This window comes from Polaromonas sp. (assembly GCF_036676035.1).
GTDB lineage: Bacteria > Pseudomonadota > Gammaproteobacteria > Burkholderiales > Burkholderiaceae_C > Polaromonas.
Window position 1 is genome coordinate 1 of the sequence record NZ_JAKFDR010000058.1, and the last position, 14,676, is coordinate 14,676.

Below are 14,676 nucleotides of genomic sequence, written 5' to 3' on the forward strand. Positions count from 1 at the left end.
CGGGAGAGGGTTAGGGTGAGGGCAGCAGCCTTTGTCCTACCAAGCCAACTTATTGAGAAACAAGGAACTACCCATGAAACAAGTCCAGGAAGCCTACATCGTTGCCGCCACGCGCACGCCCATCGGGCGCTCGCACCGGGGCTTTTTCCGCAACACCCGTCCCGACGACCTGCTGGTCAAGGCCCTGCAGGCCGCGCTGGCCCAGGTGCCCACGCTGGACCCCAAGGCGATAGAAGACATCATCTGCGGCTGCGCGATTCCCGAAGGCCCGCAAGGCCTGAACATTGCGCGCATAGGCGCGGTGCTGGCCGGCCTGCCCACCAGCGTGGGCGGCATCACCGTCAACCGCTTCTGCGCCTCCGGCCTGTCGGCCGTGCAGATGGCGGCGGATCGCATCCGTGTGGGCGAGGCCGATGTGATGATCGCCGCCGGCACCGAGAGCATGAGCATGGTGCCCATGTCGGGCAATTCGCCCTCGCTGTCGCCCGCCATGTTTGCCAATGACGAGAACATCGGCATTGCCTACGGCATGGGCCTGACGGCCGAGAAGGTTGCGCAGCAATGGAAGGTTTCGCGTGACGCGCAAGACCAGTTTGCCTACGAGTCCCACATGAAGGCGCTCAAGGCGCAGCAGGCGGGCGAGTTCAAAAATGAAATCACCCCGGTGGAGGTGACCGACCGCAGCGCCAACCTGGAAACCGGTGAAGTCATTGCCAAAACCCGTACCGTGAGCCTGGACGAAGGTGCACGCCCCGACACCACGGTCGAGGGTCTGTCCAAACTGAAAACCGTGTTCGCAGCGCGCGGCTCGGTCACGGCCGGCAACAGCTCGCAAACCTCGGACGGCGCCGGTGCGCTGATTCTGGCCAGCGAAAAAGCAGTGAAAGAATTTGGCCTCAAGCCGCTCGCGCGTTTTGTCAGCTATGCGGCCAAAGGCGTGCCTCCGCACATCATGGGCATAGGCCCGATCGAAGCCATTCCTGCGGCGCTGCGTTATGCCGGTCTGAAGCAGGACGACATCGACTGGTTCGAGCTGAACGAGGCCTTTGCCGCGCAGTCGCTGGCGGTCATCAACACCCTGGGCCTGAACGCTGCCAAGGTCAACCCCATGGGCGGCGCGATTGCACTGGGCCATCCGCTGGGTGCCACGGGCGCGATTCGCGCCGCAACCGTGATTCACGCGCTGCAGCGCCATCAGCTGAAGTACGGCATGGTGACCATGTGTGTGGGCATGGGGCAAGGCGCCGCCGGAATTTTCGAACGCGTTTAAAGGCTGGGGCCTGATGCGGCGTTGAGATCGTCAGTTTTCAAGCCCATGCAGATGGGCATGAGTAAAACACAGGAGACCGTCATGCAGAAGCAGATTCTCAGCACGGGCGCAACGCAGCTTTCACTGCGCATTTATGACTCATCCGGCCCCGCGCGGGCCAGCGTCGTGATCGGCGGCGCGATGGGCGTGCGGCAGGACTACTACACGCCGTTTGCCGAGTGGCTGTCCAGCCAGGGCTTTCGTGTCACCACCTTTGACTACCGCGGCTCGGGCGAGTCGCGGCCCGACACGCCGGGCGGCACCTTGCGTGGTTTCAAGGCCGACCTGCTGGACTGGGCCTGTGACTATGAGACGGTGGTTGACGCCGCCAAAACGGCGTTGCCCGACGCGCCGCTTTACCTTCTGGGCCACAGCCTGGGCGCCCAACTGCCGGGATTTCTGAAGAACCAGGCCAAGGTCGACGGCCTGGTCAGCATCGCGGCGGGCAGCGGCTACTGGCGCGACAACGCGCCGCAGCTCAAGCGCATCGTGCTTTATTTCTGGTATGTGCTGGTGCCGCTGGCCACCAGGCTGTTTGGCTACTTTCCGGGCCGCATGCTCAAAAAAGTGGGCGACCTGCCGGCCGGGGTGGTGCTGCAGTGGCGCAAATGGTGCCTCAACCCGCTCTACAGCGTGGGCGCCGAGGGCGAAGCCGCACGGCAGAGTTACGGGCAGGTGCAGTTTCCGGTGCTGGCGCTGTCCATCACCGATGACGAGCTGATGACTTTTCGGGGCACGCAGACGCTGGTCAATCTGTACGCCAACGCGCCGCGCAAGGTGGAGCGGGTGGCGCCTGCCGATGTGCAGGCCCGGCGCATCGGGCATTTCGGGTTTTTCCGCGAGCAGTTCAGCCAGAGCCTGTGGCCCCGCGTCACGGGTATTTTTGACACCATGCCGCAGCTCACGAGCTTGCCGGCCGCCGGCGTCACCAGTACGACTGCATGAATTCGCACCCGGCGGCACACTGGTCCCATGAGTACACATCCTTTTGACGAGGCCGTCAGGCTGCAAGTGGCCGACCCGGCCTGCCCCGATGTCTATACCGGGACCAGCAGCCCGGCCTACTGGAACATGGTGGGACCGTTCGGCGGTACCACCGCGGCCACGGCCTTGCAGGCCGTCATGCAGCACCCGGCCAGGCTGGGCGAGCCGATTGCCCTGACCGTGAATTACGCGGCGGCGCTGGGGGCAGGGCCTTTCACGCTGACGGCCCGTCCGGTCCGTACCAACCGCTCCACCCAGCACTGGGCGGTGGAGATCGTGCAAACCGATGCTTCGGGTGCCGACGGTGTGGTGTTGACCGCGACCATCGTGACGGCCGCGCGCCGCGAAACCTGGGGCCAAAACGACGTGCCCATGCCCTCGGTGCCCGCACCGCTGGAGGTGACGCGCCAGGCGTTCATCGCCGGGGTGGAGTGGATCAATCGCTATGACATGCGCCCCGTGCGCGGAGCCATTCCGCAGGTGTTGGACGGCAGCGGGCAGGACAGCGTGACGCAGTTGTGGGTGCGCGACGATTCGCCGCGGGCGCTGGATTTTCCTGCATTGGCGGCCATGGCCGATGTGTTCTACCCGCGTGTCTGGTTGCGCCGCGCCACCCGGGTTCCTGCGGGCACGGTGTCGATCACAACCTACTTTCATGCCGACAGCCGGCAGCTGGCCCAAAGCGGGCAGGGCTACCTGCTGGGGCAAGCGCGCGGGCAGGCTTTTCGCAACGGCTTTTTCGACCAGACTGCGCAGCTCTGGAATGAGGCGGGTACGCTGCTGGCGATCAGTACCCAGATGGTTTATTACAAGGAATAATCCTGACTGCTTATCCACGGCTCCTACATTTGGCCCCTTAATACTGAAATCATCATGAGCACATCTACTTCGTCCATTGCCTCCACCATTGCGGAAATCCTCAGCCACGTTGACGCGGGCGTGATGACCATCACGCTGAGCCGCGTGGACAAGAAAAACTCCATCACCGCCGCCATGTACGGTGCCCTGGCCGATGCACTGGAAACCGCCAACCACGACGCCGCCGTGCGCGCGGTGGTGATTCAGGGACATGAAACCATTTTTTCCGCCGGTAACGACATTGGCGATTTCCTGAACAATCCGCCGGCCACACCCGACTCGCCGGTGTTTCGCTTTCTGCGCGGCATCAGCAGCTTCCCCAAACCCATCGTGGCCGCGGTGTGTGGCCCGGCTGTGGGCATTGGCACCACGATGCTGCTGCACTGCGACCTGGTGTACGCGGGCGACAACGCCGCGTTCTCCATGCCTTTCGTCAACTTGGGGCTGTGCCCTGAAGCGGCGTCAAGTTTTCTGGTGCCTCAGCTCATGGGCCATGCGCGGGCTGCAGAAGCCCTGCTGTTGGGCGAACCTTTCATGGCCGAGACGGCGCTGGACATCGGGCTGATCAACCGCATCGTGCCGCCGGCCGAGGTCAATGCGCTGGCGCAACGACAGGCCCTCAAGCTGGCGGCCAAACCGCTCAGCGCCCTGATTGAAACCAAACGCCTCATGAAAAAAGGCAACGCCGGCACCGTGGCCGAGCGCATGGCCGAAGAAGGCGCCAGCTTTGGCCGCATGCTCAAGGAGCCCGCCGCACGTGAAGCGTTCAGCGCCTTCATGGAGAAGCGCAAACCGGACTTCTCCAAGGTCTGAGCCGGTGGGTCTGGGTTCCGTAGTTCTTCAAGAGAAAAAGGCTGATGGCCCTCGTCGATATTGCGCAATTAGCTATTAAAACGATAGCAAATTTAACCAGGAGAGCTTCATGAATCTCAAAGGAAAAACCCTCTTCATCACCGGCGCCTCGCGCGGCATTGGCCTGGCCATCGCCAAACGCGCGGCAGCCGATGGCGCCAACATCGTGATCGTCGCCAAGACCACCGATACCAACCCCAAGTTGCCCGGCACCATTTACAGCGCGGCCGAGGAAGTCAAGGCCGCAGGTGGACAGGCCCTGCCACTGGCCGTGGACATCCGCGACGAAGAGGCCGTGGCCGCCGCCGTGGCCACGGCGGTGGAAACCTTTGGTGGCATCGACATCCTGGTCAATAACGCCAGCGCCATCAGCCTGACCGACACCGAGCACACGCCGATGAAGCGCTACGACCTGATGAACGGCGTCAACGCGCGCGGCACCTACCTCTGCACCCAGGCCTGCCTGGCCGAGCTGAAAAAAGCCGCGCAGGCCGGCCGCAACCCGCATGTGCTCAACATGTCGCCGCCGCTGTCGATGAAGCAGCACTGGTTCGAGAACCACACGGCCTACACCATGGCCAAGTACGGCATGAGCATGTGCACGCTGGGCCACTCGGGTGAGTTCAAAAAATACGGCATCGCCGTCAACAGCCTGTGGCCGCGAACCGCCATCGCCACGGCCGCGCTGCAGATGATCCCCGGCGTGGATCTGAAATTGTGCCGCAAACCCGAGATTCTTTCGGATGCGGCGTATTTCATCCTGACCAGCCCGAGCGCGAACAGCGGCAACTTCTACATCGACGACGAATTGCTGGCGGCGCACGGCGTGACCGACCTGGAGAAGTACTCGGTGACGCCGGGGACGAAAAACTTCATCCCGGACTTCTTCGTGGATTGACGTCCGACAGGGGCGTTCGCATCCGGTTGGTTGCCACCATTGCATGTCCGGTAGCGGCGAGTTTTTCACTGTGGCGCCGACGCTTTCAAATCGCTTTCAAACGAAGCAAGGGCCTGGGTGTTAAGGTGGCAGGCATGAAAGCCCTGGTGGTTGAAGACGATGCGCAAATGCACAAGTCGCTGTGCCGCGCGCTGGCGCGCTGGGGTTTTGCCACCGCCAGCGCCATGGATGGACCCCAGGCGCTGGCGCAATGGCAGCAACTGCAGCCCGCCGTCGTGCTGCTGGACCTGAGCCTGCCGGGCATGGACGGCCTGGACGTGCTGCAAAAGGGCCGCGCGCTGGGCCTGACGACGCCCGTCCTGCTTCTCACGGCGAGGGGCACGGTGGGTGACCGCATCCTGGGCCTGAACTTCGGTGCCGACGACTACCTGCCTAAGCCTTTCGAGCTCGATGAACTCGAGGCGCGGCTGCGCGCACTGCTGCGGCGCGTTCAATCGAGCCTGCCGGCTTCACTGGACCGGCCCCGCACCCTGGGCTCGCTGGTCTGGGAGCCCTCGGGGGCGGCTTTTTACTGCGGCGACAAACCGCTCGCGCTCACGCCGCGCGAGGCGGCCCTGCTGCGCGCGCTGGTCGAGAGGCCCAACTATGCGCACACCAAGGAATACCTCAATGAGGTGGTATTCGGGCAGGAGGAGGTGCAGCAGGACGCGGTTGAGGTGGTTGCGCACCGGCTGCGCAAGAAGCTGGCTCCCTGTGGCGTGGCCATCGTCACGCTGCGCGGCATCGGCTACCTGATCAAGGTTGCGGTATGAAGAAGAATACCTGGTCGCTGCGCACGCGGCTGGTGTTCTGGTTGATCGTGCCGGTGGCCGTGCTGATGACCCTGGACACCATAGGCCTGTACTACCGCGCGTTGGTCGCGCTCAACTCGGCGTATGACCGTTCGCTGCTCGGCTCGGCCCGCATGATCGGCGACCTGCTGGAGGTGAAGAACAACAGGCTGGTGGCGGTCGTGCCCTACACCGTGATCGAGTTCTACGAAGCCGACAACCGCTCGCGGCTGCTGTACCGCATCAAGGGCTTCCATGACGAGCACGTGGCCGGGTACGAGGACTTTCCCGAGGACCCGGCCGGTGTCCCACCCAAGGCCACCTACCCGACCAAGGTGTCGTTTTTCGATGCCGATTACCAGGGCGAGCCGCTGCGCGTGGCCTCGATGTACCAGGCGGTGGCCAGCAGCGACGACCGCGGCCTGGCGCTGGTGCAGGTGGCCGAGCCCCTGTCGCTGCGGCAGAGCAAGGCGCGCAGGCTGCTGGCCGAAACCATCGCCTGGCAGCTGGTCTACCTGGTGGCGACGATCGCGCTGACCTGGCTGGTGGTGACGGCGTTTCTCGCGCCGCTGCGCCGGCTGGAGCAGACCCTGCTGCATCGCGGCCCCGACGACTTGTCGCCGATCGCACAGCCGGGCGTGCGCGAACTGGAGCCCTTGGTCCGGGCGCTCAACGAGGTCATGGGGCGCTTGAGCGAGCTGCTGGACCACCAGCGCCGTTTCATCCGCGATGCCTCGCACCAGCTCAAGACGCCGCTGGCGGTGATGAAGATCCAGTTGCAGCTGGCCCAGCGCAGCGGCATGCCCGATCCGCAGTTCATCGACGAGCTGGCCCAAACCACGGCGCGTGCGGTCAACGTCACCAACCAGCTGCTGGCGCTGGCCAAGATAGAACAGGTGCGCGGCCAGGCCCATACAACGCCGGTCGACGTGGCGGCCATCGCGCGTCAGGTCGTGGTGGCGGTATCGGCGCTGATCAGCGAACGCGGGCTGCAGTTCGAATTGACGGGCGACACACCGACCATCACGGCCCACAGCTGGATGATCGAGCAGTTGCTCGCCAACCTGCTGTCCAACGCCGTGCGCCATGCGCCGCAAGGGGGCGCGTTGGGGCTGGACATCCGCTCGGGCGACGAGGTGGTGATCCGCGTCTGGAACCTGGGTCCCGGCATCGCGCCAGAGATTGTGGACCGGCTGTTCGAGCCGTTTTCAACCACGGACCCCTTGCACGGGACCGGCCTGGGCCTGGCGATTTGCCGCGAGATCGTGCGCTGGCTCGATGGCAGCATTGCGCTGCGCAATTTCGACTCGCCGCAAGGCAGCGGGGTGGAAGCCGTGGTGCGGCTTCCCGGGCAGGTCAATCGAGCCTGATGTTGGCCCGGCTGACCACCTTCTTCCAGCGCGACTGCTCGGCTGTGATAAAGGCCTTGAACTGGGCCGGCGAATCGCCCACGGCAAACACCGCTTCGTCGTTGAACCGGTTGGCGGCGGCCGGGGCCTTGACGGCTTTGCCGGCCGAAGCGGCCAGCCTGGCGACCTGTTCGTCGCTGAAGCTGGAAGGCGCCATCAGTCCATACCACTGCGTCATCTCGAAGCCGGGATAGCCCTGTTCGGCCACCGTCGCCACGTCAGGCAGTTGCGGCAAGCGTTCCCTGGAGCCCGTGGCGATGCAGCGCAGCTTGCCGGCCTTGATGAAGGGCATCACGGCGGCAGCGCCAACGGAGGCGGCCTCCAGCCGGCCCGCCAGCAGATCGGTCATCTGCGGTCCGGTGCCGCGATAGGGCACGTGAAGCATGAAGATGCCCGTCTCTGACTTGAGGTATTCCATGGCCAGGTGGCCGGCGCTGCCGTTGCCGGCGGAGCCGTAGTTGAGCTTGCCGGGCGAGGCCTTGGCCAGGGCCACGAATTCCTTGAGGTTCTTCGCCGGCACACTCGGGTTCACCACGTAGAGGCTGGGCACCTTGGCGAGCAGCGAGATGGGCTTGAAGTCGCGGTTGACGTCAAAAGGCAGCTTGGCGAAGAGCAAGGGGTTCACCGCCAGCGTGCCGATGTGGCCGAGGATGATGGTATGGCCGTCGCTTGCGTTCAGGCATTCCTGCATGGCGATGTTGCCGCTGCCGCCGGGCTTGTTGTCGACGTACACCGTCTGCCCCAGCATGCCGCCCATTTCGGCGGCCGTGCTGCGGGCAATGATTTCGCTGCTGCCGCCAGGCGCGAAGGGCACGATCAGGCGAATCGGTTTGCTGGGCCAGCTGCCCTGCGCGTAAGCCCGGGGGCCGGCGGCCGCGCTGAGCAGCGCGGCGGCGAGAAAACTGCGTCGTTCCATGGTGTCTCCTTTGAACTTCAGATTTGTAATGATGCCAATGCTAAAGACCCCCTCTTTCAATCTGCTTTCAGTGCCTGGTCCGGCGCCAGCGCTGCAACTTCTCCTTGACAAGTGGCCCTTCGAGGCCTAGTCTGATCGGCTCCCGCCCCTGATCGTCGCCATGGGTGCTGCCATTCTCGCGAAGCGCCATGGTGCGGCGGAACAACAATGCCAGCGAGAAAGTGGAGACCTTTCCATGGACATGGCGATTCAAACGCACAACCAGCGCCCGGCGGCCGTCTGGAGTTCTGGCGGGCAGGACTATGACCAGATCAGCCGCGGCATCAGCGACTCCATCGAGCATTGCGTGCTGCGGCTGGACCCGAAGCCCGGCGAGCGCATTCTTGACCTGGCCACAGGCACCGGCTGGACCTCGCGCGTGGTCGCGCGGCGCGGTGCGCAGGTGATTGGCGTGGACATCGCCTCGGAACTGGTGGCCGCTGCCAAGGCCAGGGCCGAAGCCGAGGGACTGGCCATCGACTACCAGGTCGGCGACGCCGAAAGCCTTGCGTTCGCCGATGGCGCGTTCGACGGCGTCATCTCGACCTGTGGCGTCATGTTCGCCAGCCGGCCGGAAGCGGCCGCAGCCGAACTGGCGCGCGTCACCCGCCGGGGCGGACGCATCGCGTTGACGACGTGGCTGAACGACAGCAACGTGGCCAAGATGTTCCAGGTCATGAGGCCCTATATGGCCGCGCCCCCCGACCCGGCGCCGCCTTCGCCTTTCGAGTGGGGCCGCACGGAGCGCATTCGCGAGCTGCTGGCGCGTGACTTCGACCTCAAGTTCGAGAAGGGCGTTTCCTGCTACCGCGAGCCCTCCGGGGAAGCCGCCTGGCAGACCTTTTCTACAGGCTACGGCCCGACCAAGGCCCTGGCCGCGAGCCTCGACGAAGGCAGGCGCGCGCAGCTGCGGCGCGACTTCATCGCCTTCCACGACAGTTTCGCGACGGAGCTGGGCATCTGCGTGCCGCGCGAATACTGGGTGACGGTGGGTGTGAGAAAGTGATCCTGAAAGGAGACAAGCCATGATGATTGCACGCTGGAGCATTGATGCGAAGTTCGGCTACAAGCAGAACGTGCTGGACCTGATGCAGCGCTGGCTGCGGGAGATCGCGCCCCAGGCCGGTTTCACCGCCGACAAGACGCGCCTGCTGACCGGCTCGATAGGCGCGCTGGAAGCCACGGTCCAGTCGGAACACCTGATCGAGGACCTCGCCGAATTGAACCGGGCCTGGGACAAGATGGCTTCGATTCCCGCACACAAACAGTGGAGCAAGGATCTCGAACCCTTCGTGGTGTCCGGAACCAGCCGCTGGGAGATCTATCGGGTGTTGTGACACTGCGGCCCGGCGTGTTGGTCGGGTGGCCGTTCGTGCGCCATGCAGGCCCTGCTGCAGATGAAAAGGCGCGACATCGACAAGCTCAAACGGGCCTGCGCAGGCTAGCGCGCGATCCGGCTGGCTTATCATGCCCGGGCGCTTAGTCGCATCCCGTCACACACCCGAGGCGTTTTCGATGTCCTACATGTTATTGATTCACGAGACCATAGGCCAGCGGCTGACTCGCAGCGAGGCCGAAGGCCATGCGGTGTACGAGCGCATGCTGCGTTTTGCCGACGACCTGAAATCGCGCGGCCTGCTGCTGGGCGTGGAGTCGCTGGTGTCGCAGGAGAGCGCCGCGCGCATCCAGGTCAAGTCCGGCCGCGCGCTGGTGGTGGACGGCCCCTTTGCCGAAGCCAAGGAGATGGTGGGCGGGTTCTTTCTGCTGAGCTGCAAGAGCCGCGAGGAAGCCGTGGCCATCGCCAAGCAGTGCCCGGCAGCCGAATGGGCCACGGTCGAGGTGCGCGAAACCGGGCCCTGCTACACATAGATTTGCATCTAGGGTTTTTACCTAGTTCTAATTTGTCGATTTCGCACCGACTCCTTCGTCGTGTGAATAGGAGCCGGAAGTTTTCCGTCACCACTATCCCACCCCAAGGAGTACCGACATGCGATTCATGATCATCGTCAAGGCCACGCCCGATACCGAGGCGGGCATCTTTCCGCCGGACATGGAAAAGCTGATGGCCGCCATGGCCGACTACCACGAGCAGCTGGCCAAGGCCGGCGCGCTGCTGGACGGCTCCGGGCTGCAGCCCAGCTCCAAGGGCTGGCGCATCCGCTACAGCGGCAGCCAGCGCAAGGTGATCGACGGCCCGTTCGCCGAGAGCAAGGAACTGATTGCCGGCTACACCCTGATCCAGGTGCGCTCGCGCGAAGAGGCGCTGGAGTGGACGCGCCGCTTTCCCAACCCCGTGGGTGAGGGCCTGGATGCCGAGATCGAGGTGCGCCAGCTGTACGACCTGGAAGACTTCAATGCCCCCGACGAGCTGACCGACCGCTTCCGCGACATCGGCATGGGCCACTGACTTGACTGTCCCACTCCCACCTCTCCTGCAATTCAACTCTGGACTTCATGCAAAGGATCTCCCCATGAGCCGCCAAATCTACGTCAACCTTCCCGTCAAGAACCTCGAGCGCACCAAGACCTTCTTCGCCAGCCTGGGCTTTGCCTTCAACCCGCAGTTCACGGACGAAAAGGCCGCCTGCATGGTCATCAGCGACAGCATCTACGCCATGCTGCTGGTCGAGCCGTTCTTCCAGACCTTCACCAAGAAGCCGGTGGCCGATGCCACCAAGACCACGCAGGTGCTGGTGTGCCTGTCGTGCGAGAGCCGCGCCGAGGTCGACGCCCTGGTGCGCAAGGCCCTGGCGGCCGGCGGCACCGCGCCGAACCCGCCGCAGGACCATGGCGCCATGTACGGCCACGGCTTCACGGACCTGGACGGCCATGGATGGGAGCTGATGCACATGGACGCCGCTGCGGTGGCAGGGCAGGGTTGAAATCAGCGGGTGATATTTTTACCAAGCGGGTGCTTGCTAAAAATAACGGATTTTGCTATGGTCTGTCCTCATGGACAAACCCGCCGCGCGCAGCCGCGCCACTGCTGTAGCTGTTCCCGCCGCCGAGAAACGGCCGCGCGGCCGCCCCCGCAAGACGGTGGATGAGCGCGATGACGGCAACCGCCGGCGTGACCTGATCACGTCGGCCGCCAAGCTGTTTCGCAAGAAGGGCTTTGACGCCACCAGCACGCGCGACATCGCGGCGGCGGTGGGCATGCGCAGCGGCTCGCCGTTCTACCACTTCAAGAGCAAGGGCGCGCTGCTGTACGCGGTGATGGAAGAGGGCATGCGCTCGGCCATAGAACGGCAGGCCCAGGCCCTGCAAAGAGCCGAGCAGGAAACGCCCGACATCCGCAGCCAGCTGCGCATCCTGATCCGCAACCACTTCGGCGTGCTGCTGGGCCCCGGCAGCGACTTCATCCCAGTCATGCTTTACGAGTCGCGTGCCATCACGGCGCGCCAGCGCGCGTCGCTGGCGAAGCTGCAGAACGAGTACGAGTCGGTCTGGGTGCCGGTGCTGCAGGCGCTGCACGCCTCGGGCCAGCTCAGGGGCGACGTCAAGCTGGTGCGCCTGCTGATGTTTGGCGCGATGAACTGGTCGGTGCAGTGGTTTGACGCGAAAAAGGGCGCGTCGCTCGACGAGCTGTCCGACGCCGCCATGGCCCTGTTCTTGGGGGATTGATGATGAAGTACGGTTCGGTGTTTGAAACCAGCCCTCACCCTAACCCTCTCCCAGGGGGAGAGGGAACAGAAACTCCCTCTCCCTCTGGGAGAGGGCAGGGGTGAGGGCAAGCGCATGACCGTCTATCAATCCTCCTGGAACGCGCAGGGTGCGCAGGCGCTGGAACGCCGCGAGGCCATGCTCGCGCGCATCGCGCAACTGCGCGCGCTTGAGGAGCGCGCTGCGCAGATTTCGGCCAAGTCCAGGCCCGTGTTCGACAAGCGCGGCCAGCTGCTGCCACGCGAGCGTGTGGCGCTGCTGCTGGACCCCGGCACGCCCTACCTGCCGATCGGCTCGCTGGCCGGTTTCCTGCAGGACACCAGGAACCCTGCCGAGTCGGTGCCGGGCGGTGGCATCGTGGCCGGCATCGGCTTTGTCAGCGGCGTGCGCTGCATGGTGGTGGCCAGCGACTCCGGCATCGACGCCGGCGCCATCCAGCCCATGGGCCTGGACAAGATTTTGCGCGTGCAGGACATCGCCTTGCAGAACAAGTTGCCCTTCATTCACCTGGTGGAAAGCGCGGGCGCCAATCTGATGAAGTACCGGGTCGAAGGTTTCGTGCAGGGCGGCGCCCTGTTTCGCAACCTGGCGCGCCTGTCGGCGGCCGGCATTCCGGTCATCACCGTGCAGCACGGCTCGGGCACGGCGGGCGGCGCCTACATGCCGGGTCTGTCCGACGTGGTCATCATGGTGCGCGGCCGTTCGCGCGCCTTCCTGGCCGGGCCGCCGCTGCTCAAGGCCGCGACCGGCGAGGTGGCGACCGAAGAGGAACTGGGCGGCGCCGAGATGCACACGGCGGTGTCGGGCCTGGGCGAATACCTGGCCGAGGACGACCGTCATGCGCTGGGGATTGCGCGGGAGGTCGTTGAGAAGTTGTCATTCCGGCGAAAGCCGGAATCCATGGCTGAGGCCAAGGGGGCATGGATTGCGGGTCAAGCCCGCAATGACAACCCGAGATATGACGCCGACGAGCTGCTCGGCCTGATGTCCGCCAGCCACCGCGAGCCAGTGGACATGCGCGAAGTCATCGCCCGAATCGTCGACGACTCGGACCTGCTGGCGTTCAAGCCGCTCTACGGCGCGGCCACGGTCTGTGTGCAGGCGTCGATTGAAGGCCATGCCGTGGGCTTCATCACCAACAACGGCCCCATCGACGTGGCCGGCGCCAACAAGGCCACGCATTTCATCCAGCTGATGTGCCAACTGGGCCACCCGCTCATCTACCTGCAGAACACCACGGGCTACATGGTGGGCAGGGACAGTGAGCAGGGCGGCATGATCAAGCACGGCTCCAAGATGATCCAGGCCGTGACCAATGCCACGGTGCCGCAGATCACCATCCAGTGCGGTGCGAGTTTCGGCGCAGGCAACTACGGCATGTGCGGCCGCGGCTACGCGCCGCGCTTCCTGTTCAGCTGGCCCAGCGCCAAGACCGCGGTCATGGGCGGCGAGCAGGCCGCGCGGACCATGCAGATCGTGACCGAGGCCGCGCTGGCGCGTAAAGGCGTCACGCCCGATCCCGCGCAGTCGCAGGCCCAGTTCGACAAGATCGTTGCCATGTTCGAAGCTCAGGCCGACGCGTTCTACACCTCGGGCCTGGTGCTGGACGACGGTGTGATCGACCCGCGCGACACGCGGGCGGTGCTGGCGCAGTGCCTGTCGATGTGCGCCGAAGCGGAGCAAAGGCAGTTGCGGCCCATGCAGTTTGGCGTGGCGCGCATGTGAATTCAGAAATCAGGACAGGAGACAAGCATGCAGTTCACCCATGAACACCTGGAAATCCAGAAAACCCTCAAGCGCTACATCGACGAGCACATCAATCCCCATGTCGACGAGTGGGAAGCCGCGGAAATCTTTCCCGCGCACGAAGTGTTCAAGGGACTCGGCAAGCTCGGCCTGCTGGGCCTGACCAAGCCCGAGGAATATGGCGGCGCGGGGCTGGACTATTCCTACGCCATGGCGATGGCCGAGACGCTGGGCCATATCGAATGCGGCGGCGTGCCCATGGCCATCGGCGTGCAGACCGACATGTGCACGCCGGCGCTCGCGCGCTTCGGCAGCGATGAGCTCAAGCGCGAATTTCTCGCGCCCGCGATCGCCGGCGACACGGTGGGCTGCATCGGCGTGAGCGAGCCCGGCGCCGGCAGCGACGTGGCGGCCATCAAGAGCCATGCGCGAAAGGACGGCGACGACTATGTGATCACCGGCCAGAAGATGTGGATCACCAACAGCCTGCAGGCCGACTGGATGTGCATGCTGGTCAACACCGGCGACGGACCCATGCACAAAAACAAATCGCTTGTGATGGTGCCCATGGACAGCAAGGGCATCGAGAAGGCCAAGAAGATCAGGAAGATCGGCATGAACTCGTCCGACACCGGTCTGATCTACTTCGACGAGGTGCGCGTGCCGCAGCGCTATCGCATCGGCGCCGAGGGCCAGGGCTTCGTCTACCAGATGCAGCAGTTCCAGGAAGAGCGGCTGTGGTGCGCGGCCAGCACGCTCCAGTCGCTTTCCAACTGCATCGCCTGGACCATCGAATGGGCGCAGGAGCGCAAGATGTTCGGCTCCACCCTGGCCGACCAGCAGTGGGTGCAGTTCAAGCTGGCCGAGCTCAAGACCGAGGTGGAGAGCCTGCGCGCGCTGACCTACCGTGCCGGCGAACTCTATGTGCAGGGCGAGGACGTGCTGGAGCTCGCCTCCATGGCCAAGCTCAAGGCCGGGCGGCTCAACCGCCTCGTGCCCGACACCTGCCTGCAGTTCTGGGGTGGCATGGGCTACACCCTGGAGAACAAGGTCTCGCGCATGTACCGCGACGGCCGGCTTGCGTCGATCGGCGGCGGCGCCGACGAGGTGATGCTGGGCATCCTGTCCAAGACCATGGGCATCTCCAAACGCCCGGCGGCCCAGTGAAGAAG

16 protein-coding genes are annotated in these 14,676 nt (G+C 64.6%); 15 read left to right on the forward strand and 1 reads right to left on the reverse strand.

From position 1 onward, the window contains the following. The first annotated feature begins 73 nt into the window (after nt 1-73). From V6M61_RS09205 to V6M61_RS09235, 7 genes are all read left to right on the forward strand, one after another. On the forward strand, nt 74-1,270 hold the full coding sequence (locus V6M61_RS09205; protein WP_332776270.1) for an acetyl-CoA C-acyltransferase: 1,197 nt from the start codon (nt 74-76) through the stop codon (nt 1,268-1,270). Nucleotides 1,271-1,351: 81 nt separating this feature from the next. After that, on the forward strand, nt 1,352-2,254 hold the full coding sequence (locus tag V6M61_RS09210) for an alpha/beta hydrolase family protein (protein ID WP_332776271.1): 903 nt from the start codon (nt 1,352-1,354) through the stop codon (nt 2,252-2,254). Nucleotides 2,255-2,281: 27 nt separating this feature from the next. Beyond that, entirely contained in the window at nt 2,282-3,112 is an 831-nt protein-coding gene (locus V6M61_RS09215; RefSeq protein ID WP_332776272.1) for an acyl-CoA thioesterase, read from the forward strand. A 54-nt stretch (nt 3,113-3,166) separates the two neighbouring features. Next, nucleotides 3,167-3,964: an enoyl-CoA hydratase gene (locus V6M61_RS09220; protein ID WP_332776273.1), complete on the forward strand. Its 798-nt coding sequence runs from the start codon at nt 3,167-3,169 to the stop codon at nt 3,962-3,964. A 109-nt stretch (nt 3,965-4,073) separates the two neighbouring features. Further along, a complete protein-coding gene (locus V6M61_RS09225; protein WP_332776274.1) occupies nt 4,074-4,901 on the forward strand; it encodes an SDR family oxidoreductase in 828 nt (275 codons plus the stop codon). Nucleotides 4,902-5,035: 134 nt separating this feature from the next. Next, complete coding sequence (locus tag V6M61_RS09230) at nt 5,036-5,713, forward strand: response regulator (RefSeq protein WP_332776275.1); 678 nt, start codon at nt 5,036-5,038, stop codon at nt 5,711-5,713. Further along, the gene (locus V6M61_RS09235; RefSeq protein ID WP_332776276.1) at nt 5,710-7,101 is read left to right on the forward strand and encodes a sensor histidine kinase; all 1,392 of its coding nucleotides are present in this window, start codon (nt 5,710-5,712) and stop codon (nt 7,099-7,101) included. Before V6M61_RS09230 ends, V6M61_RS09235 begins: the two co-directional genes overlap by 4 nt. Here V6M61_RS09235 and V6M61_RS09240 read toward each other — a convergent pair. Beyond that, complete coding sequence (locus tag V6M61_RS09240; RefSeq protein ID WP_332776277.1) at nt 7,088-8,056, reverse strand: Bug family tripartite tricarboxylate transporter substrate binding protein; 969 nt, start codon at nt 8,054-8,056, stop codon at nt 7,088-7,090. The two genes, V6M61_RS09235 and V6M61_RS09240, sit on opposite strands and share 14 nt — an antisense overlap. Before the next feature lie 241 nt (nt 8,057-8,297). On the opposite strand from V6M61_RS09240, the gene V6M61_RS09245 reads away from it, so the two are divergent. From V6M61_RS09245 to V6M61_RS09280, 8 genes are all read left to right on the forward strand, one after another. Then, the gene (locus tag V6M61_RS09245) at nt 8,298-9,101 is read left to right on the forward strand and encodes a class I SAM-dependent methyltransferase (protein ID WP_332776278.1); all 804 of its coding nucleotides are present in this window, start codon (nt 8,298-8,300) and stop codon (nt 9,099-9,101) included. Nucleotides 9,102-9,120: 19 nt separating this feature from the next. Next, nucleotides 9,121-9,432, forward strand: coding sequence for a hypothetical protein (locus V6M61_RS09250; RefSeq protein WP_332776279.1), 312 nt, complete (start codon nt 9,121-9,123; stop codon nt 9,430-9,432). Between the two features lie 178 nt (nt 9,433-9,610). Further along, nucleotides 9,611-9,964 (forward strand): YciI family protein, encoded by a 354-nt coding sequence (locus V6M61_RS09255; protein WP_332776280.1) that lies wholly within the window; start codon nt 9,611-9,613, stop codon nt 9,962-9,964. Nucleotides 9,965-10,082: 118 nt separating this feature from the next. Then, nucleotides 10,083-10,502 carry a YciI family protein gene (locus V6M61_RS09260; protein ID WP_332776281.1) on the forward strand — a complete coding sequence of 140 codons (420 nt, stop codon included), beginning with the start codon at nt 10,083-10,085 and terminating at the stop codon, nt 10,500-10,502. Nucleotides 10,503-10,566: 64 nt separating this feature from the next. Continuing rightward, nucleotides 10,567-10,977, forward strand: a complete 411-nt coding sequence (locus tag V6M61_RS09265; RefSeq protein WP_332776282.1) for a VOC family protein — start codon at nt 10,567-10,569, stop codon at nt 10,975-10,977. Between the two features lie 70 nt (nt 10,978-11,047). Further along, entirely contained in the window at nt 11,048-11,719 is a 672-nt protein-coding gene (locus V6M61_RS09270; protein ID WP_332776283.1) for a TetR/AcrR family transcriptional regulator, read from the forward strand. 114 nt (nt 11,720-11,833) lie between these two features. Next, nucleotides 11,834-13,483, forward strand: a complete 1,650-nt coding sequence (locus tag V6M61_RS09275) for an acyl-CoA carboxylase subunit beta (protein WP_332776284.1) — start codon at nt 11,834-11,836, stop codon at nt 13,481-13,483. Nucleotides 13,484-13,510: 27 nt separating this feature from the next. After that, nucleotides 13,511-14,671, forward strand: coding sequence for an acyl-CoA dehydrogenase family protein (locus tag V6M61_RS09280; RefSeq protein WP_332776285.1), 1,161 nt, complete (start codon nt 13,511-13,513; stop codon nt 14,669-14,671). Nucleotides 14,672-14,676: the final 5 nt, after the last annotated feature.

What these genes read in the sequence shown, in the direction of transcription:
- V6M61_RS09235 (WP_332776276.1), top strand. Translation starts at nt 5,710, where the DNA reads ATGAAGAAGAATACCTGGTCGCTGCGCACGCGGCTGGTGTTCTGGTTG.
- V6M61_RS09205 (WP_332776270.1), top strand. Translation starts at nt 74, where the DNA reads ATGAAACAAGTCCAGGAAGCCTACATCGTTGCCGCCACGCGCACGCCC.
- V6M61_RS09270 (WP_332776283.1), top strand. Translation starts at nt 11,048, where the DNA reads ATGGACAAACCCGCCGCGCGCAGCCGCGCCACTGCTGTAGCTGTTCCC.
- V6M61_RS09275 (WP_332776284.1), top strand. Translation starts at nt 11,834, where the DNA reads ATGACCGTCTATCAATCCTCCTGGAACGCGCAGGGTGCGCAGGCGCTG.
- V6M61_RS09280 (WP_332776285.1), top strand. Translation starts at nt 13,511, where the DNA reads ATGCAGTTCACCCATGAACACCTGGAAATCCAGAAAACCCTCAAGCGC.
- V6M61_RS09210 (WP_332776271.1), top strand. Translation starts at nt 1,352, where the DNA reads ATGCAGAAGCAGATTCTCAGCACGGGCGCAACGCAGCTTTCACTGCGC.
- V6M61_RS09255 (WP_332776280.1), top strand. Translation starts at nt 9,611, where the DNA reads ATGTCCTACATGTTATTGATTCACGAGACCATAGGCCAGCGGCTGACT.
- V6M61_RS09245 (WP_332776278.1), top strand. Translation starts at nt 8,298, where the DNA reads ATGGCGATTCAAACGCACAACCAGCGCCCGGCGGCCGTCTGGAGTTCT.
- V6M61_RS09250 (WP_332776279.1), top strand. Translation starts at nt 9,121, where the DNA reads ATGATGATTGCACGCTGGAGCATTGATGCGAAGTTCGGCTACAAGCAG.
- V6M61_RS09230 (WP_332776275.1), top strand. Translation starts at nt 5,036, where the DNA reads ATGAAAGCCCTGGTGGTTGAAGACGATGCGCAAATGCACAAGTCGCTG.
- V6M61_RS09265 (WP_332776282.1), top strand. Translation starts at nt 10,567, where the DNA reads ATGAGCCGCCAAATCTACGTCAACCTTCCCGTCAAGAACCTCGAGCGC.
- V6M61_RS09225 (WP_332776274.1), top strand. Translation starts at nt 4,074, where the DNA reads ATGAATCTCAAAGGAAAAACCCTCTTCATCACCGGCGCCTCGCGCGGC.
- V6M61_RS09215 (WP_332776272.1), top strand. Translation starts at nt 2,282, where the DNA reads ATGAGTACACATCCTTTTGACGAGGCCGTCAGGCTGCAAGTGGCCGAC.
- V6M61_RS09240 (WP_332776277.1), bottom strand. Translation starts at nt 8,056, where the DNA reads ATGGAACGACGCAGTTTTCTCGCCGCCGCGCTGCTCAGCGCGGCCGCC.
- V6M61_RS09260 (WP_332776281.1), top strand. Translation starts at nt 10,083, where the DNA reads ATGCGATTCATGATCATCGTCAAGGCCACGCCCGATACCGAGGCGGGC.
- V6M61_RS09220 (WP_332776273.1), top strand. Translation starts at nt 3,167, where the DNA reads ATGAGCACATCTACTTCGTCCATTGCCTCCACCATTGCGGAAATCCTC.